Source organism: Phaeobacter cretensis (assembly GCF_047372505.1).
GTDB classification, from domain to species: Bacteria; Pseudomonadota; Alphaproteobacteria; order Rhodobacterales; family Rhodobacteraceae; genus Phaeobacter; species Phaeobacter cretensis.
In genome coordinates this window covers 3174735-3194267 of the sequence record NZ_JBKBEU010000001.1, presented here as the reverse complement: position 1 = coordinate 3194267, position 19533 = coordinate 3174735, and the positions used below count along the sequence as shown (strand labels likewise).

Genomic DNA, 19533 nt, shown 5'->3' with positions numbered 1-19533 from the left:
CCCAGCGCGTCAGGCAGATATGCATCAGGCGCTTTGCAGATGTGTCCGAGCATTCGCTCCGTCTGCCCAGTCACGCACCGCATCGCCAAAGGCCGTAAACAACGGGCGAGAAACAGGGTCATTCGCCGCGTCCCATTCAGGATGCCACTGTACTGACAGGGTGAAGCCCGGCGCATCCTTCACATAGATCGCCTCGGGCGTGCTGTCAGGGGCCGTCCCATCAATCACGATCCGGCTGCCGGGTACCTTGATCCCTTGCCCGTGCAACGAATTGGTCATCACTTCGGGCGCGCCAAACACACGATGGAAAACACCGCCCTCAGTTAGCTGCACAATATGGCGCATGGCAAATTTCTCTTCCAGCGTCCCATCAGGTGGCATCCGGTGGTTCATCCGCCCCGGCAGATCCCGGATCTCTGGGTAGAGCGTGCCACCCATGGCGACATTCACCTCCTGAAACCCGCGGCAGATCCCCAGAAAGGGCTGCCCCCTTTCAACACAGGCGCGCACCAGCGGCAGGGCAATCGCATCCCGCGCCCGGTCGAAGGCCCCGTGGGCATCCGTTTCAGCCTCACCATATTCATTAGGGTGCACATTTGGTCGCCCCCCGGTCAGCAGAAATCCGTCGAAGCTCTCTAGAAGTTCCTCAACCGAAAGAAACCGCGGATCGGACGGGATCAGAAGCGGCATACAGCCAGACACTTCGGCCACAGCCTCGGAGTTCATCGTCCCACCAGCATGGGCCGGATATTCATCGTTGATCAGATAGGAATTGCCAATAATGCCAACTTTGGGGCGTGTCATTCTGTCCTCAGCGTTTTGAGCATCGGCCTATGGGCCCGTGCATGGACATCATGTCCGGATCGTATCGATCCTACAGTCACGCCGCAACGGGTTGCAATTCCCCTATGGGGTGCAACCCGCCGCTTTCTCGTAAAAAACTACATTTGTGATGCCGCTTTCATCACATCACGCAGTGCTACCTGCCCGTTCCTAGGGCAAGTCCCGAGATTATGCCTCCCCGGTCAGGCCCGTTGCGCTGATGCCCGCCATTGCAGCCTCGGCGTCATTGTCAGACGTATCACCGGTCACGCCCACGGCGCCAATCACCGCACCCGCATCATTGCGCAGCAACACGCCACCAGGAACCGGTACAACCTGACCTCCATAGACACCATTCACAGCCGCCATAAAGTAGGCCTGCTGTTCCGCCCGCGCCATCTGGGCCGAGCCTGCCATTCCCAGCATAACCGCGCCATACGCCTTGCCTTGCGCGATGGCAAAGCGACCCGGTGCGGCACCGTCTTCACGCTCAAATGCCAGCACATGGCCACCTGCGTCCAGTACGACAACCGACAACGGCTTTAGAGCCATCTCGCGCCCCTTTGCGCGGGTATGTTCAATAATGCTGCAGGCTTGATCCAGAGTGAGCGTCATGAGTAGCGTCCTTGATTTCGGGTATAGAAAAGGGGCAGAACATACCGCCCGCCCCCGTTTGTACGTTAGCTTTGCGCCTTAAGTTCAAGACGGCGGGCATGCAACACTGGCTCGGTGTAGCCAGAGGGTTGAACCCGGCCGCGGAACACCAGATCACTGGCGGCCTGGAAGGCTATCCCGTCAAATCCAGGCGCCATAGGTGTATAGCTAGCGTCATCCGCATTCTGCTGGTCAACAACAGCAGCCATTTTCTGCATGGCCGCCATTACCTGCTCCTCGTCGACAACGCCGTGGTGCAACCAGTTGGCAAGTGCCTGGCTAGAAATCCGACAGGTCGCCCGATCTTCCATCAAACCGACATTGTGAATATCCAGCACTTTGGAGCAGCCAACACCCTGGTCGACCCAGCGCACCACATAGCCCAGGATACCTTGCGCATTATTCTCGATTTCCTGCGCGATATCCGCATCCGACAGGTTTTCACCCTTCAGAACCGGGATCGTCAACAGATCATCCAGACTGCCACGAGCACCACCCGCCTTCAGCCCATCCTGCACCGCATGGACATCGACATGGTGATAATGCGTGGCGTGCAATGTAGCGGCGGTCGGAGACGGCACCCAAGCGCAGGTCGCGCCGGACTTCGGATGACCAATCTTGGCATCTAGCATCTCGCCCATACGATCAGGCATGGCCCACATCCCCTTGCCAATCTGGGCACGCCCTTTCAGACCACAGGCCAGACCTATGTCGACGTTGCGCTCCTCATAGGATGCAATCCACGGCGTCGCTTTCATCTCACCCTTGCGCATCATCGCGCCCGCTTCCATCGAGGTGTGGATCTCGTCACCAGTACGATCAAGAAAACCCGTATTGATGAACGCAACGCGATGTTTCGCAGCACGAATACAGGATTTGAGGTTCACCGAAGTGCGGCGTTCCTCATCCATGATACCAATTTTGACCGTATGCCGGGGCAAGCCCAGCGCGTCCTCGACATGGCCGAAAATTCGGTCCGCAAAAGCAACTTCTTCGGGGCCGTGCATCTTAGGCTTCACCACATAGACTGATCCATGCAGGGAATTGCCGCCCTCTGCATGAAGGTCATGCATCGCGGCCAGTACGGTGATCATCGCATCCAGGAAGCCCTCACCGGCTTCACGGCCCTCGCAATCCAAAACAGCTGGGTTGGTCATCAGATGGCCAACGTTGCGAACCAGCAGCAGTGAACGCCCTTTCAGCACCAGATCAGACCCATCCGGCGCTGTGTAGCGGTGGTCCTCATTGAGCACGCGAGTAAAGGTCTTGCCACCTTTGGTGACCTCTTCCGAGAGATCGCGTTTCATCAGGCCCAACCAGTTTGAATAGGCCGTCACCTTGTCTTCGCCATCGACACAAGCAACAGAATCTTCGCAATCCATAATGGTAGAGAGCGCAGATTCCAGAATAATATCATTAACATGGGCCTGATCGCCCTGACCGATATTGCCATCAGCATCCACAACGATCACCGCGTGCAAGCCGTTGTTTTTAAGGACAATACGCGCAGGAGTAGCGGCATCTCCGTCATAGCCTGCAAACTGCGCCGGATCCTTCAGAGCGGGAACCAGCGCGCCCTCGGCAATGCTCAATCCGGTGCAATCGGACCACGATCCCGATGCCAACGGAAATACGTCATCCAGCAGCTTGCGGCCCCAGGCGATCACCCGTGCCCCGCGTGCCGTGTCATACCCCTTGCCATTGGGCAGGTCGCCCATCGCATCGGTGCCATATAAGGCATCATATAGGCTGCCCCATCGGGCATTGGCCGCGTTCAGAGCGAAGCGCGCGTTGGTGATAGGCACTACCAGCTGAGGCCCCGGAACATTGGCGATCTCGGCATCGACATTCTGCGTTTCAATCTCGAAATCGTCGCCCTCTGGCAGCAAATAGCCGATCTCACGTAGGAATACCTCATAGGCTGCGGCGTCATGGGCCTGACCACGGCGCTCAATATGCCACGCATCAATCTGCCCCTGCATATCAGCCCGTTTTGCCAGAAGGCTGCGGTTTTCATCGCCCATGCCTTTGACCAGCCCCGACAGACCAGCCCAGAATGCATCCGCTGTCACGCCAGTACCGGGCAGCGCTTTGTCTTCGATGAAGGACACCAGCGTGTCAGCCACCTGCATATCATGACGTTTCTGCATCCCACCCATGGGGCAATCCTCCTAAAATGCGCGTTTGCCAACCGGATACACCAAAAGTTTCCTATCAGCAACGTCGGTGGTAATATTAGTTTACCAATTCACACGAAGCTGCTTCAAATAATCGCGATAGATGTCCAACACGGCCAAACGAGTAAGGGTTCTCAATAAGGACATGCCCCGGCAAAAACTAACCTAGCCACCAAAGCAACAAGGATCTGTGACGCTGTTCAGCGGATCCGACATTGTCAGCCACCGGCATAAAGCGCAGCTTTGTCTACAGGTCTTTGTGGTCGCTGGTGCATGGCCTCAGCCGCTGGTACATAGGCTACTAACAGATTGGCTGACGAACCTGCTCGGGTTCCAAGGAACAGGATATATTCATGAAAGATGCCGCGCCCACCACCGCACCAGAGACGTTTTATCTGAAAAATTACAAGCCGTTCGGGTTTGAGGTGGACAGTGTTGAACTGACGTTTCTGCTCTCTCCAAACGCCACTCGTGTGCTGAGCAAGATCCAGTTTTCTCCCAAATCAGACGCCGTAGATCCTCGTTTCTTTCTGCATGGGGAAGCGTTGAAGCTGATCTCAGCCAAAATCAACGGCGAAGCCGTGACCCCCGAGATGGTCGATGGCGGCTTGACCTGTGCCACACCAGATACGCCTTTTACCTGGGAAGCCGAAATTGAAATCGATCCTGCCGCCAATACCGCATTGGAAGGTCTTTATATGTCCAGTGGCATGTATTGCACCCAATGCGAAGCCGAGGGTTTCCGCAAAATCACCTACTACCCAGACCGCCCGGATGTGATGTCGACATTCTCGGTCCGTATCGAAGGCCAAGAATCCGTCCTTCTGTCCAACGGCAACCCCACAGGCCAAGGTGAAGGCTGGGCAGAATGGCACGACCCTTGGCCCAAGCCTGCGTATCTCTTTGCGCTGGTTGCCGGGGACCTTCTCAACCACCCTGATCGGTTCACCACCCAGTCAGGCCGCGATGTAGAATTGAACATCTGGGTACGCCCCGGTGACGAAGACAAATGCGCCTTTGGCATGGAGGCCCTAAAAAAATCGATGACCTGGGATGAGCAGGTCTATGGCCGCGAGTATGATCTCGACATCTTCAATATCGTTGCCGTTGATGATTTCAATATGGGTGCGATGGAGAACAAAGGGCTGAACATCTTCAACTCTTCCTGCGTCCTCGCCTCCCCCGAAACCTCAACCGACGCAAATTTTGAACGGATCGAAGCGATCATTGCTCATGAGTATTTCCACAATTGGACCGGAAACCGCATCACCTGCCGGGATTGGTTCCAACTGTGCCTAAAGGAGGGTTTAACCGTCTACCGCGACGCCCAATTCACCGCTGATATGCGGTCGGAACCGGTAAAACGTATTGAGGATGTGATTGCCCTTCGTGCCCGCCAATTCCCAGAAGACAACGGCCCTCTTGCCCATCCGCCCCGTCCCGAGCAGTTTCAGGAGATCAACAACTTCTACACTGCGACGGTTTATGAAAAAGGCGCCGAAGTGATTGGCATGCTGAAACGTCTGGTTGGTGACGACAGCTATTACAAAGCGCTCGACCTCTACTTTGATCGCCACGACGGGCAGGCCTGCACCATTGAGGACTGGCTCCAAGTGTTCGAGGATGCCACCGGGCGTGATCTCAGCCAGTTCAAACTCTGGTACAGTCAGGCAGGAACACCACGGGTCAAGGTCACTGAAGACTACACAGACGGCAACTATACGCTGACATTTGAGCAATCGACACCGCCAACTCCGGAACAGCCGGACAAATCACCGCGCGTGATTCCGATGGCAGTCGGCCTTCTGTCTGCCAATGGTGATGAAGTCTGCGCAACCCAAGTGATTGAGCTGACCAAAGCTAAGCAAGTCGTCACGTTTGAAGGCCTTACTTCCAAACCGGTGCCCTCGATTCTGCGCGAGTTCTCCGCTCCGGTAATCCTGCAACGCGAGACCACCAACGCTGAGCGCACCTTTCTTCTGGCCCATGACACCGATCCTTTCAACCGCTGGGAAGCCGGAAACGCGCTGGCCACAGAAACCCGCGTCGCCATGGTGACCCATGGCGCAGCCCCCGATGCGGCCTATTTGGATGCCTTGGAAAAACTGGTCCGTGACGACAACCTTGACCCGGCATTACGGGCACTGGTTCTGTCGCCGCCAAGCCAATCTGAAATTGCCCAGACTCTGCACGACCGAGGCATCACCCCCGACCCACAAAAGATCTATGACGCCGCCGAGACCTTCACCCAAACTCTGGCCCAGCAGTTGGAAACCAGCCTGCCTCGTCTCTATGCGGCGACTACTGTCGATGGCCCATACAAACCAGATGCCAAAGGCTCAGGCCTCCGGGCGTTGAACGGTCGCATTCTATCGCTGCTGACCCGGTTGGATGGCGGCGACCAAGCCGCGCGTCAGTACCAAGCTGCTGATAACATGACACAGCAATATGGCGCCCTTGCCTGCCTGATGAAGGCTGAAAAAGGCGCGACACAGAGCCAAGCATTCTTTGAACATTGGCAAAGCGATCGTCTGGTAATGGATAAATGGTTTGCACTGCAAGTGGCCTGTGCAACGCCACAAACCGCTGCCAATGTTGCATCTGGGCTGACCAATCATCCGCTCTTTGACATGAAAAACCCCAATCGGTTCCGGGCCGTCATGGGCGCGCTGGCTGGCAATCATGCAGGTTTCCACCACGACAGCGGTGCTGGCTATACCCTCCTGGCGCAGAACCTGATCGCACTGGACGCCCTGAACCCGCAAACCACCGCGCGGATGTGCGCCGCATTCCAGACCTGGCCGCGCTATGACAGTGTCCGGCAAGCGCTGATCCGTGCGGAGCTTGAGCGCATTTTGGCAAGTGATGGCCTGAGCCGCGACACCAATGAAATGGTGAGCCGGATCTTGCAGGGGTGAGGCTGCCTGTGACCATTGACAGCGGGCAGCCCACCTGCCCGCTGCCGCACTTATTCCAAGTATAAACGATCAAGTAAGGTACGCGAGATGACTGACACACCCTCGCATGCAGAGACTTATCAATATACCCGCACAGCCCGTTCGCCGCGTCTGATCTTCGCAGTTTGCCTTTGGGCGGCTGCGGTGTTGGGTATGTTCGTGCTGCTCTCGGCGGCGGTCTGGATCACCGCCATACTGATCCTACCTTTGCTACCGGGACTATGGGAGCTGTGGCGCAACCCAACCGCTCTCTTTAATCTGGATAAAACGCGGCTTTATTGGCGCAACGCGTCAGGTGCAACTGAGATCCCCTTGGGACAGATCAGCCATATACGGCTCGACAAGCGTTGGGATTTTTCCCACCGTGCGACAGTCCATATGACTGACGGCAAGCGGCTGCGCATTCCACCGGATTGTCAGCCACCACACCGCGCACTCGAGCAGGCTGTGACTGCCGTTGGGGTGCGTGTTGTCAGGCATCACTTCCGGATCTACTGAAGCCACCCCGATCCGACAGATCATCCGGCCAAGATATTAACGCGCGTTAACCTGCCACTGAAATATCCAAATCGCCCACTGCAATGGCCTGCTCACGCCATGATTGTGCCCCAAAGGCCGGTCAGTTTGTTTCCAGTGAATTAAGCTGCCAGCCTGGATATATATATGATCAACAAAAACACACCAGCGCGTGACCTTATCAGACAGGTTTTTTCAAACCTTTTGGCAGGTGGCGGCAACATCACAGCAGCGCGGACCTCAGATGAGCACACCCGCAAACCGTCCGACACTCTACCATTTCAAAAAGAAATCACCCATCGCTTACCCCGGCTCACCATCCCGACCAAGCGACAGGCGAAACAAAACGCCGAGCAGCTGATCGTTCCGGTCTGCGAGCCAACGCAGGATGATAGCGACTGTGGCACTTTACAGGATCAAGGGCAGTTTCTGGCGCGTCAGGATCGTTGGGATGAGTTGTCAAGGCGCATCGCAACATCCGATGACGCGCGCAAGAATACCGCACACGGCCTGCCCGCCGCCGAGCTTCTGGCCCATGGCGCGCGCAGTGACGTGGTAAATGCTGTCGAACATGCGCTCAGCGTCGGTCACGCCGGCGACCGACGCAAGATGATCGAAGGCGTTATGGGGCTGGAAACGATGTGCGTCGAGCACCGTGATGACCCTTATCTGCGCACTCTGGTCGCCCTTGCGCATATTGATGTGGCGTGGATCTGGCGCGGCTATTCCAACGTTTTGTCCATCACCATCGCCGATGGACAACGCTGTGCGGCCCATTTTGACAGGGCCGCCGCTCTTCTGCACCCCTTGGACGGTGTCGCGCTCGACAGTCCCTTCATTGCTGCAGCACAAACCGCACTGCTAGCGGGGCAGAAATCCGCCAGTGCTACGCGGGTTGCAGATGACTTTGCAGCGTTGATCGATTTGGATCCCGACAATCATCGCCATATGCGCAGCCTCGGCACGCATATGCTGCCGCGTTGGTTTGGCAGTTACTCAGCGCTGGAACTGGAGGCCCGCCGCGCCGCCGCCCGTACTGAGGAAATCTGGGGGGCCGGCGGTTACGCTTGGGTATATTTCGACGCGATCGCTCTCGATCCGGAAGCATGCGCCCGCGTCGACATCGATTTCTTTATGGATGGGCTACGTGACATTGTCTCCCGGCGCCCCGATCAGGAAATGATCAATCTTCTCTCGTCATACTGCGCCGTCGCCCTTCGCTATGGCGAAGATGCGCCATCGGACAGTGCCGCACAACGCTCAGACATAGCTGAAGCCGCGGAATGGCTGATCCGAGGGCACTTACGCGAAATCCACCCGTTGATCTGGGCCCATGCTGCGCAGCGTTTTGACAACAACCTGCGCATTGCCTCCACACGCCGCTTTGCCGACACAGGGCGACGCGACGCACTGCGATTCATCGCCGGGCTGTTTCGCTCGGAAATCGAAGCCGGACAGCGCGTGGAGTTCTCCGCCACCGGGCTGCATGTCTCACCCGAATAGACGGGTCCCGCGGCCTATTTTCAGTTTTTTTTGAAAGCATCCATCAAGGCCGCCCCCAATGCTCCGTTGCCATGGCTCGCGCCTTGATCCCGCCCTCGGTTCCCTTGGTGGTTTTGACCTCCCGTGGGTCCTGCGGAGGTTTTCGACTTGCCACCACGTTGCAGACTTGCACCTTTAGAAAGTCCGCGCGCAGTGCGATCTTCCTTGGCAGAGGCACCGCCGTCCTTTTTCATGGTCAGGCCGATCCGTTTACGCGGCACATCGACTTCAGTCACGGTGACCTTCACCACTTGACCCGTCTTCACGATCTCATGCGGATCTTTCACGAACCGATCTGCCAGCTGGCTCACATGCACCAGCCCGTCCTGATGCACGCCAACATCCACGAAAGCACCAAAGGCCGCCACATTGGTGACCGTCCCCTCCAGCACCATGCCGGGTTTCAAATCGGTAATTTGCTCAACACCGTCCTTAAACGATGCGGTCACAAACGACGGGCGCGGATCGCGGCCCGGCTTTTCCAGTTCCTCCAGAATATCCCGTACAGTGGGCAGACCAAAACTGTCGCTGACAAAATCTTCAGCCCGTACACCTTTAAGAGCATTTTCATCCCCCATGATCTGCCGGATATCACGTCCGCAGGCCGCAACTACCTGACGCGCCACATCATAGGCCTCAGGATGGACAGAGGATGCATCCAACGGTTCTTTGCCATCGCGGATGCGCAGAAAACCGGCGCATTGTTCAAATGCCTTGGGACCCAACCGCGCCACCTTGAGCAACTGCTTGCGGGAGACAAACGCCCCGTTCACATCCCTATGCGCGACAATCGCCTCCGCCAGACCGGGACCAAGACCCGAAACATGCGCCAGCAGCGGAGCAGACGCCATGTTCAGATCAACCCCCACACCGTTGACCACGTCTTCGATCACGGCTTCCAGTGATTTCGACAACTTATGCTGATCCACATCATGCTGATACTGACCGACACCAATGCTCTTGGGCTCGATCTTGACCAGCTCGGCGAGCGGATCCTGCAGCCGCCGTGCAATTGACACAGCCCCGCGCAAGGATACATCCAGATCAGGGAACTCCCGCGCCGCCAATTCTGATGCCGAATAGACAGAGGCACCCGCTTCACTCACCACAACTTTGGTCGGCACCTTGACCTTGGCAGGCAGGTTGGCCAGCACCTCGGCAACCATCCGCTCAGTCTCGCGGCTGGCTGTGCCATTCCCGATGGCGATCAACTCAACGCCGTGTTCTGCGACCAGCTTAACGATCGACACCTGTGCGCCGCGCAAATCATTCTTAGGCTGAAACGGATACAAGGTCTCTGTGGCCACCAATTTTCCGGTAGCGTCGACCACTGCCGCCTTAACGCCGGTTCGGATGCCCGGATCCAGCCCCAGTGTCGGTCGCGCGCCCGCTGGCGCTGCAAACAGCAAATCCTTCAGATTGCGCGCAAACACCTGAATGGCGTCATCCTGTGCCCGTCCACGCAAATCGCCCATCAGTTCCAGCATCATCGACAGCGAAAGTTTCACACGCCAGGTCCAGCCTGCCACCTTGCGCAGCCAGACATCTCCAGGCCCATTGCCGCCAGCCTCCAGTTCCGCGGCGACCATCGCTTCCGCGCGCGCCACACCCGTCTCCGGCTCTGGACCAACGTCCAGTGTCAGCACGCCTTCGTTTGATCCGCGCAGCATCGCCAACGCCCGGTGAGACGGTACATCGCCCCAACGTTCGGTGTGTGCAAAATAGTCTGAGAACTTAGCGCCTTCTTGCTCTTTGCCTTCGACAACCTTGGCCGTCAGCACCGCCTCTTTTTGCATGAACGACCGCAACCGGCCCAACAGAGAGGCATTTTCGCTCAGCCGCTCAGTCAGAATATCACGCGCCCCGTTTAGAGCATCTTTCACCGTCTCAACCGCGTCGGAACAATAGCCCTCAGCCACTCTCTCAGGGTCAACGGAACGGTCAGCCATGATCGAATCCGCAAGGGGCTCCAGCCCATTTTCGCGCGCAATCATCGCCTTGGTGCGGCGCTTCGGTTTATAGGGCAAATAGATATCTTCTAACTGCGCCTTGGTCTCGGCTTTCGCAATTGTGGCTGCTAGATCGTCGGTCAGCTTATCCTGTCCCTTGACCGAGGTCAGGATCGCCGCACGTCGCTTCTCCATTTCGCGCAGATAGTCCAGGCGCTCCGCCAGGGTCCGCAGCTGTGTATCATCTAACCCCCCCGTCGCTTCTTTACGGTAGCGTGCGACAAACGGAACCGTCGCCCCCTCATCCAGCAGCACAACCGCGGCGCTTACCTGCTTTGCAGCAGCACCGATCTCTGTGGCAATGGTTTGGCTGATGCGGGCGGATGTGTCCAAGGCGACCTCCTGTCTCTCTACTCGGAGGTCTTTCTTAGCCGCGTCGGCAGACCTCGCCAAGCATTTGTTTTACCAACAGCGGAGGCCCGCACTAATGTCTGTGAAGCCCCGTTTCCACCGACCTTCGAGGAAAGTGAGCACAAGACAGCTACGTATAGCCCAAGCGAACAGCCCATTGCCCTCTTGCCCCTTTCTGCGCGGGGGCCTAGAACGCTTGCCAAACATAGACATTCGGATACGGCGGAAAACCATGCTTGACCTGACATATGAACTCCCTAAGCCCAAGGTGATCGCGGGCGCCAAGCATGACTGGGAACTGGTCATCGGCATGGAAGTACATGCCCAGGTTAGCTCAAACGCTAAACTGTTCTCAGGTGCTTCCACAAAATTCGGGGCCGAGCCGAACTCAAACGTGGCCTTTGTGGACGCGGCCATGCCTGGCATGCTTCCTGTGATCAACGACTACTGCATCGAGCAGGCCGTGCGCACAGGTTTGGGGCTCAAGGCAGATATAAACCTCTGGTCCGCTTTTGACCGCAAGAACTACTTTTATCCCGACTTGCCTCAGGGCTACCAGATTTCACAGCTGTATCATCCCATCGTGGGCGAAGGCGAAGTACTGGTGGAGCTGGGTGACGGCACCGCACGCAATGTGCGCGTCGAGCGGATCCATATGGAGCAGGACGCAGGCAAATCGATCCACGACATGGATCCCAACATGTCCTTTGTCGACCTGAACCGGACAGGCGTCTGCCTGATGGAAATCGTCTCACGTCCCGATATCCGCGGGCCGGAAGAGGCTGCCGCCTATATCGCAAAGCTACGCCAGATCATGCAGTATCTGGGCACCTGTGATGGTAACATGCAGAACGGCAACCTGCGCGCAGATGTGAACGTATCTGTTTGCCTGCCGGGCCAGTATGAAAAGTATCAGGAAACGCAGGATTTCGACCATCTTGGCACCCGCTGCGAGATCAAAAACATGAACTCCATGCGTTTTATCCAGCAAGCCATCGACGTAGAGGCCCGCCGCCAGATCGCTATCATCGAAGCAGGTGGCAAGATCGATCAGGAAACCCGGCTTTATGATCCCGATAAAGGCGAAACCCGGTCCATGCGCTCCAAGGAAGAAGCCCATGACTACCGGTATTTTCCCGATCCAGATCTGCTGCCGCTGGAAATCGAACAGGCCTGGGTAGACGATATCGCTGCCAGTCTTCCGGAACTTCCGGATGAGAAAAAGGCGCGTTTTGTCAAAGACTTCAACCTGTCAGACTATGACGCATCGGTCTTGACTGCCGAGGTGGAAGCCGCCGCCTATTTTGAGGAAACCGCCAAAGGCCGTAACGGCAAGTTGGCCGCCAACTGGGTCATCAACGAGCTGTTCGGCCGTCTGAAAAAGGACGAAGACAAGTCAATCGTCGATAGCCCTGTTTCGCCCACACAATTGGGTGGCATCATTGATCTGATTTCCTCGGATGCCATTTCCGGCAAGATTGCCAAGGATCTGTTCGAAATCGTCTACAGCGAAGGCGGGGACCCCGCTGAGATCGTCGACGCACGCGGTATGAAACAGGTGACCGATACTGGCGCTATCGAAGCAGCACTGGATGAAATCATTGCTGCGAACCCGGCTCAGGTTGAAAAGGCCAAGGTGAACCCGAAACTGGCCGGCTGGTTTGTTGGTCAAGTGATGAAGGCGACCGGTGGTAAGGCAAACCCCAAAGCGGTGAATGAACTCGTCGCAAAGAAGCTCGGCGAGTAACCCCCGCATTCCACATCTGAACCCAAAGGGCGCTCTGGCAGCGCCCTTTTTGTTGGCGGCTACCCTGTACATCGAAAGTTTCACACGACTGGCACTGGTGATCGCTGGCGCAGAGCCACGCCGCCAGCGGGAGGTTCTCCGGGCAATCCGTGTTATACTCTGTCTAACCGACAGGACCCCGCGCATATGCTACACGAACGCTTGACCCCTCGCACGCTTGCGCTAAACCTGCCGCCGACACAGGAGACGTTCATGCAAGCTTTTGAGTATAAAGTTGTTCCCGCCCCAGCTAAGGGCACCAAAGCCAAAGGGGTCAAAACCGCCGAAGCGCGCTTTGCCAATTCTATCGATATTCTACTAAACGAAATGGCCGCCGAGGGCTGGGAATATCAACGCGCAGAACTGCTGCCCTCCGAAGAGCGCAGCGGGTTGACCAGCTCGACAACCAACTGGCGCAATGTGTTGATTTTCCGCCGTGCGCTGCCATCCGCAGCAGAACGACTCCAATCTCAGGCGGTGGCTCAACTCGCCGCACAAATCGGTGCACAGATTTCATCGGCTCAGACCAGCGGCCAACATGTTGCAGCACAAGAAAGCGCACCAGATACGTCAATGCCTGCCGCGACACCAAACCCAGCGAACGCCGAGACATCCCATGTACCAACTCTCGGCCCCGCCACCGCTGCACCGGCAACGACCCCAACCGCCATCGCAGGTGACCCGGAGGCCCCCGACGGTGCCATCGCTGTTCCCGGACGTGGTGCGCGTGCGATGGTGGCTGATGATGGCGTCGAGGAACTGAGCCCGGTATCGGGTCTGACAGCGGCACTGAAAGCCCGTGCCAGCCTGACCGCGACCACCCCCGGTGCCGCGATAAATCCGACCGGAAAAAGCGAACCAAAACTGACCCACGCGGACCCGTCTTCGGACGACACCGCAAAAAGTTGACCAGTGCAAAATCAGAATTCCCCGCCAACGTTGCCCTGAGGGCACATCGGCGGGGCTTTGCCTGAAATTTCGGACTAGCTGCTGATATCCAGCGCCAATGCATGAATGCGCGGGACAATCTCGCCCAACGCCTTGTGCACGGTGCGATGCCGCGCAACACGGCTCATATCCGCAAAGGCGTCAGCCCGGATATGCACGTTAAAATGGCTCTCGCCGTGCCCGTCATGGCCTGCGTGGCCAATATGCTGATCGCTCTCATCCTCGACCTGCAGCTCGCGCGGTGCAAACGCATCGCGCAAACAGGCTTCAATCTCATCACGAATGCTCATTCTGCCGTGTCCTGCATAAAAATCCCCGTATTAATTTTCCCAGCCCCCTTCAATCTGCCGCCCCTTAGACTAAACTGCTGCCTCCGAGTCGAACAGTTGCGTCTAGAAGGTGCGCCCCATGACCAAGTCAGATCCCTTTGGTTTCGATATGTCCATCCGGTCAGCCAAGAAAAAGAACCCCCGCGGCCGGCGGGCCGCTACAGGTGCGTCGGAAACATCCGTCCGCGTCTGTGATAAGGAGGGTTGCAACGAGCCCGGTAAATTCCGCGCGCCCAAAGCCCCCGACGTGCTGGATGATTTTTACTGGTTCTGCCAGGAGCACGTGCGTGAGTACAACAACAAGTGGAACTTCTTCGAAGGCACCACCGAAGCCGAGCTGAACGCCCAGCAATCCAAAGACAAAGTCTGGGAGCGCGAAACCAAGCCAATGGGCGACCCAGAAGCAAGAGCCTGGGCGCGACTTGGCATCGAGGACCCGCATCAGGTCCTGGGCCAGAATGCCACCCGCAATCCTGGTCGGTCGGCTCAGGCGGGCCGTCGCCTGCCCCCCACTGAGCGCCGCGCGCTGGAGGTGTTGGAGGCTAAGGACGACTGGAGCAAAGCCGATATCCGCAAGGCCTATAAAAAGCTGATCAAGGTGTTGCACCCCGATATGAACGGCGGCGACCGCAGTCAGGAAGAACAGCTGCAAGAGGTGGTCTGGGCCTGGGACCAGATCAAGGACAGCCGTAGCTTCAAATAGGTGGCGCGTCTGGGTGAACCACAAAGACAAAAGGCGTCGCGCAAGCGGCGCTTTTTTGTGCCTGCCCTACATCTACACGCAGGTTCCCGCCGAGCGTCACTAGGCCCAGTTGAGCATTCTCGACAAGAGTGACCCCGTGCCCGAAAAAGCCAGCCAAAAAACCTGAGGCTCCGTGGTGCACCAAAATCGGTGCATCCCGGTTTGCTCTATGAATCCACCGGCGACATTGACACCGAGCAAAGAAAGTACATCCATGCTCCTATTTCACCGCCATCCAAAATGCATCGCAAGCGCAGGTGCTATTGCAATAGCTCTGCTTCTGGCAACACAAGCTTTGGCCGAGGACCTCACATCCACTGTTCGCGCCTGGCAAGATAGGCTGGACGCTCGAATAGGTGTCCTTCTCATTCATCCAGCCTCTGGATGGGAAATCGCCCATGACGCCGACTCACGCTTCCCACTGAACAGCACGTTCAAGCCATTGCTGTGCGCCACGATCCTGTCCCGCGTAGACCAGGGGCTCGAACAGCTCTCTGCACAAGTCGATATCCGCAAGAAAGATCTGGTGGGCTTTTCGAATGTCACGAAACACCACATAGATGCGCAGCTAAACGTCGGTCAACTCTGTGACGCCGCGATCACCCGCAGTGACAACACAGCCACGAATCTGCTGTTGGAGCGCCTTGGCGGACCGCAGGAGTTTACCGGCTATATGCAACAGATCGGCGATCAGACAACGCGCTTAGACCGCTGGGAGACCGATCTAAACACCGGTACGCCAGGCGACCCACGCGATACCACGACCCCGCGCAGCATTCTGTCTTCCCTGAACAAGGCGCTGTTCGGCACCCTGCTCACTGACACGTCATCCGCGCAGCTGGCCGATTGGATGGAGCGCGATCAGCTTGCTGATGATCTGATCCGGGCACATCTGCCAAAAGGCTGGCGTATCGGTGATAAAACTGGCGCCGGTGCACAGGGCTCGCGTGGGCTGATTGCGTTTTTGCAGGATACACAGGGCGAGCAATATCTCGCAGCCATCTACATCACCGAAACAACAGTAGAACTGTCAGATCGCAATCAGGCAATTTCCGATATCGGACGCGTCATGATTGATGAAATCAAAGCCCGCAAATAACCATCCGACTGATAGTCAGCGACCGTCGCGTACGCTGACCGCCAGATATACAAAAGCCACGGAGCATATACCCCGTGGCTTTTTTGACTGGCTCAGCCTTTGCGCTGTGGCCGGGCGCTACCGCCCGGTTGCGCTGTTGTGGCACGGGCCTTGTTTTTCTTGCTGCTCTGCTTGCCCTTTGGCGGTGGCGGCCCCTTACGCCCGGATTTGCCGGGATTGGACCAATCGCCCTTGGGTTTTCCGGGAACTGCTGGCTTGGCAGGTTTCGAGGCCGCCGATCCGCGATCAGAATCCCCACGTGCCGTTACAGTTGCCTTGCCACCCTCACCGGTCCGCTTGGGCTTATCAAAGCGTGGCTTGTCACCGTAGGCCGGTTTGTCGGAGCGCGGCTTATCACCATACGGCTTACGCTCACCGCGCGGTTTGTCACCGTAAGATGGTTTGTCACCACGCGGTTTATCATAGCGGGGTTTATCGCCCTGAGGCCTACGCTCACCACGATCTCCTCGGTCACCGCGATCCTGACCTCCTGAGCCGCGTTTATCATCGCGGAAGCTACGGCCATCACGGTTCTGCGGGCGTGGAGTCTTGGGCAGATCAGGCGCTTTATCGAGGCGTGTAACGGTTGCGCCCTCTTCCAGCTCACCATGTTTGACAGCCCCCCAGAATGTATCCGCGCTGCTTTCACGCACTTCTACATAGCTCTGGTCGAACTGAATACGAATCGCGCCGATATCGTCCTTGGTCAGGTTCCCTGCGTTGCATAGCATCGGCAGCAAGCGGCGTGGCTCGGCACCGGCCTTACGACCACCAGTAACTGAGAACCATACCGACGGGCCAAAGGGCGCACGTTCTTCACGGTCGCGCTTGTCGTGCTGCGGATCGCTCAGCTCCTCGGGGGCGCTGTGGCGATCATGGAAAAGACGCAGATAGGCGGCGGCCAATTGCTCGGGCGAGAACCGTTCGATCAACTCCGCAACCGGTGCGGTCTCGTTCTCACTGACGGGTTCGCTCCAGGCTTTGTCACCCAATAAACGTTCGAAATCGCGGGCGCGCACATCATCAGCACTTGGGGCCGGGCTCGTTTCTGCAGTGATCTTGGCTGCACGCAACAAACGCAAGGCCTTGCCCTTTGCTTTGGGCGGAACGATCAACGCCGAGACACCCTGACGTCCAGCGCGGCCGGTACGGCCCGAACGGTGCAACAAGGTCTCATGGCTGGATGGCAGATCCGCATGGACAACCAGATCCAGCTTAGGAAGGTCGATCCCCCGTGCGGCCACATCAGTAGCCACACAGACCCGCGCACGGCCATCGCGCAGGGATTGCAGCGCATTTGACCGCTCAGCCTGTGTCAACTCACCCGACAAAGCAACCACAGAAAACCCGCGGTTGCTCAGACGAGTGGTCATCCGGTTTACCACAGCGCGGGTATTACAGAACACAATCGCATTGGGAGACTCGTGAAAACGCAGCACGTTGATAATGGCGTTCTCGGCGTCACGCTGTGCCACAGCCAACATCTGATACTCGATATCCGCGTGCTGCGACGCTTCAGCGACGGTTTTGATCCGCTCGTGATCTTTCAGATAGGTCTCTGCCAAGCGCGCAATACCCGTCGGCACGGTGGCCGAGAACATCAACGTGCGGCGTTCCTCAGGGGATTCACCCAGGATGAACTCAAGATCTTCGCGAAAACCAAGATCAAGCATTTCATCAGCTTCGTCCAGAACCACCGCACGAACCTGCGACAGGTTGATGGAGCCACGCATAATGTGATCGCGCAGACGTCCGGGCGTCGCCACAACGATATGTGCACCGCGTTCCAAAGCGCGCCGCTCATCGCGCATGTCCATACCGCCAACGGTAGACACAACATGTGCTCCGGCCTCGGCATAGAGCCAGCCCAGCTCACGTTTGACCTGCAATGCCAATTCGCGGGTTGGTGCAATGACCAGTGCCAGCGGCAACTCCGCCCGGTCCAGTTTCTCTGCGTCACCCAGCAATGTGGGGGCCATCGCAAGGCCAAAGCCCACGGTTTTGCCGGAACCGGTCTGTGCCGAAACCAAAAGGTCGGACTGATCCAGCTCGGGCGCGGTAACGGCTTGTTGGACGGGCGTCAAATGCTCGTAGCCGCGCGCCTGAAGCGCTTGTTCGAGTGCTGTTTTCAAGATTTCATTTCGCTTGCTGCGGGGCGCGCCACCACAGGGCACGCCGATATCGGGAATGTCCCCGACTGCGCAGGAACGCGGATGGCATCATCCAAGTGAGCGCTGATATCGACTTTGACCGCTTTTGTACAGGGTTGATTTGATCCTAACAGGCCCAGAACCGAGCAGCAGACGCAACCCCGCTATGCGTTTCACGCGCCAGTGGTGACAGTGATCTGAGCCACCGCGAGCTCGCCGAAACCCTATGCAACCTGACGCATATGTCGTGAGCGACAGGCTTCTTATGGCCAGATTGGGATCAAACACCGCGACAGCTGGTCAAACCCGGTCTTGGCCCCTTGCGATTATGTACAAGATGAGGCACCAATCCAGCGGATTGCCCGCAGCCAACGACGGCTGCGCGGATGAGGATAAGGATCGACTGCGATGACCGACGGTTTGCTGGATATGAACGCGAAACCCACCGAAACACTTTCGGTGCGCGATGTGTTCGGAATTGATACGGATATGACCATCAAAGGCTTCGCCGAAGGCTCTGACCGCGTTCCCGCCACCGACGCAACGTATAAGTTCGACCCTGAGACCACATTGGCGATCCTGGCCGGGTTTTCGCACAATCGTCGTGTGATGATCCAGGGTTACCATGGCACCGGTAAATCGACCCATATCGAACAGGTCGCCGCGCGCCTAAACTGGCCCTCCGTGCGGGTAAACCTCGACAGCCACATCTCCCGGATCGACCTGATCGGTAAGGATGCCATCAAACTGCGGGACGGCAAGCAGGTCACCGAATTCCACGAAGGCATCCTGCCTTGGGCCCTGCGTAACCCTGTTGCCATCGTATTCGACGAATATGATGCCGGCCGCGCCGATGTTATGTTTGTGATCCAGCGTGTTCTGGAACATGATGGCAAGCTGACACTTCTTGACCAGAACGAGATCATCACCCCGAACCCGTTCTTCCGGCTGTTCGCCACCGCCAACACCGTTGGCCTTGGGGACACAACCGGTCTTTATCACGGCACTCAGCAGATCAACCAGGCCCAGATGGACCGCTGGTCGCTGGTGGCTACGCTGAACTACCTCAGCCACGACGCCGAAAGCGCCATCGTGCTGTCAAAGGCACCGCATTACAACACCGAGAAAGGCCGCAAGACCATCAGCCAGATGGTCACTGTTGCCGATCTCACCCGCACCGCCTTCATGAACGGAGATCTCTCGACCGTCATGTCGCCGCGTACTGTGATCAACTGGGCGCAAAACATCGAGATTTTCCGCGATGTGGGCTATGCGTTCCGCCTTAGCTTCCTGAACAAATGTGACGAGCTGGAGCGCCAGACCGTGGCCGAGTTCTACCAGCGTTGTTTTGACGAAGAACTGCCCGAAAGTGCTGCCAGCGTGAGCCTGGGCTGATCAGGCAAAGGAACGAA

General features: G+C 57.5%; 14 protein-coding genes. 8 read left to right on the top strand and 6 right to left on the bottom strand.

From position 1 onward, the window contains the following. Positions 1-24 precede the first annotated feature (24 nt). The 3 genes from ACEWZM_RS15135 to ACEWZM_RS15125 all read right to left on the bottom strand — a co-directional run bounded on the left by ACEWZM_RS15135 (position 25) and on the right by ACEWZM_RS15125 (position 3635). Entirely contained in the window at positions 25-804 is a 780-nt protein-coding gene (locus ACEWZM_RS15135; protein WP_414007226.1) for a gamma-glutamyl-gamma-aminobutyrate hydrolase family protein, read from the bottom strand. A 207-nt stretch (positions 805-1011) separates the two neighbouring features. Beyond that, the gene (locus ACEWZM_RS15130; RefSeq protein ID WP_414007225.1) at positions 1012-1437 is read right to left on the bottom strand and encodes a GlcG/HbpS family heme-binding protein; all 426 of its coding nucleotides are present in this window, start codon (positions 1435-1437) and stop codon (positions 1012-1014) included. Positions 1438-1502: 65 nt separating this feature from the next. Further along, a complete protein-coding gene (locus tag ACEWZM_RS15125) occupies positions 1503-3635 on the bottom strand; it encodes a malate synthase G (protein WP_414007224.1) in 2133 nt (710 codons plus the stop codon). Between the two features lie 371 nt (positions 3636-4006). Here ACEWZM_RS15125 and pepN point away from each other — a divergent pair, with 371 nt between their 5' ends. The 3 genes from pepN to ACEWZM_RS15110 all read left to right on the top strand — a co-directional run bounded on the left by pepN (position 4007) and on the right by ACEWZM_RS15110 (position 8629). Continuing rightward, on the top strand, positions 4007-6571 hold the full coding sequence (gene pepN / locus ACEWZM_RS15120) for an aminopeptidase N (protein ID WP_414007223.1): 2565 nt from the start codon (positions 4007-4009) through the stop codon (positions 6569-6571). Between the two features lie 87 nt (positions 6572-6658). After that, a complete protein-coding gene (locus ACEWZM_RS15115; protein WP_414007222.1) occupies positions 6659-7108 on the top strand; it encodes a hypothetical protein in 450 nt (149 codons plus the stop codon). A 165-nt stretch (positions 7109-7273) separates the two neighbouring features. Next, on the top strand, positions 7274-8629 hold the full coding sequence (locus tag ACEWZM_RS15110; RefSeq protein WP_414007221.1) for a hypothetical protein: 1356 nt from the start codon (positions 7274-7276) through the stop codon (positions 8627-8629). Between the two features lie 20 nt (positions 8630-8649). Here the strand turns inward: ACEWZM_RS15110 and ACEWZM_RS15105 are convergent, their stop codons facing one another. Next, a complete protein-coding gene (locus tag ACEWZM_RS15105) occupies positions 8650-11010 on the bottom strand; it encodes a Tex family protein (protein ID WP_414007220.1) in 2361 nt (786 codons plus the stop codon). A gap of 250 nt (positions 11011-11260) precedes the next feature. On the opposite strand from ACEWZM_RS15105, the gene gatB reads away from it, so the two are divergent. Beyond that, on the top strand, positions 11261-12775 hold the full coding sequence (gene gatB / locus ACEWZM_RS15100) for an Asp-tRNA(Asn)/Glu-tRNA(Gln) amidotransferase subunit GatB (protein WP_414007219.1): 1515 nt from the start codon (positions 11261-11263) through the stop codon (positions 12773-12775). Between the two features lie 252 nt (positions 12776-13027). After that, the gene (locus ACEWZM_RS15095; RefSeq protein ID WP_414008051.1) at positions 13028-13723 is read left to right on the top strand and encodes a DUF4177 domain-containing protein; all 696 of its coding nucleotides are present in this window, start codon (positions 13028-13030) and stop codon (positions 13721-13723) included. Between the two features lie 74 nt (positions 13724-13797). On the opposite strand, the gene ACEWZM_RS15090 is transcribed toward ACEWZM_RS15095, so the two are convergent. After that, positions 13798-14052, bottom strand: a complete 255-nt coding sequence (locus ACEWZM_RS15090; protein WP_414007218.1) for a BolA family protein — start codon at positions 14050-14052, stop codon at positions 13798-13800. Positions 14053-14170: 118 nt separating this feature from the next. Between ACEWZM_RS15090 and ACEWZM_RS15085 the strand changes: the two genes are divergently transcribed. Beyond that, positions 14171-14794, top strand: coding sequence for a DnaJ domain-containing protein (locus ACEWZM_RS15085; RefSeq protein ID WP_414007217.1), 624 nt, complete (start codon positions 14171-14173; stop codon positions 14792-14794). Between the two features lie 253 nt (positions 14795-15047). Next, positions 15048-15932, top strand: coding sequence for a class A beta-lactamase (gene bla, locus ACEWZM_RS15080; RefSeq protein ID WP_414007216.1), 885 nt, complete (start codon positions 15048-15050; stop codon positions 15930-15932). 92 nt (positions 15933-16024) lie between these two features. Here bla and ACEWZM_RS15075 read toward each other — a convergent pair whose 3' ends face one another. Next, entirely contained in the window at positions 16025-18103 is a 2079-nt protein-coding gene (locus ACEWZM_RS15075) for a DEAD/DEAH box helicase (RefSeq protein WP_414007215.1), read from the bottom strand. A 426-nt stretch (positions 18104-18529) separates the two neighbouring features. Here ACEWZM_RS15075 and cobS point away from each other — a divergent pair, with 426 nt between their 5' ends. Then, positions 18530-19516: a cobaltochelatase subunit CobS gene (gene cobS / locus ACEWZM_RS15070; RefSeq protein ID WP_414007214.1), complete on the top strand. Its 987-nt coding sequence runs from the start codon at positions 18530-18532 to the stop codon at positions 19514-19516. Positions 19517-19533 lie beyond the last annotated feature (17 nt).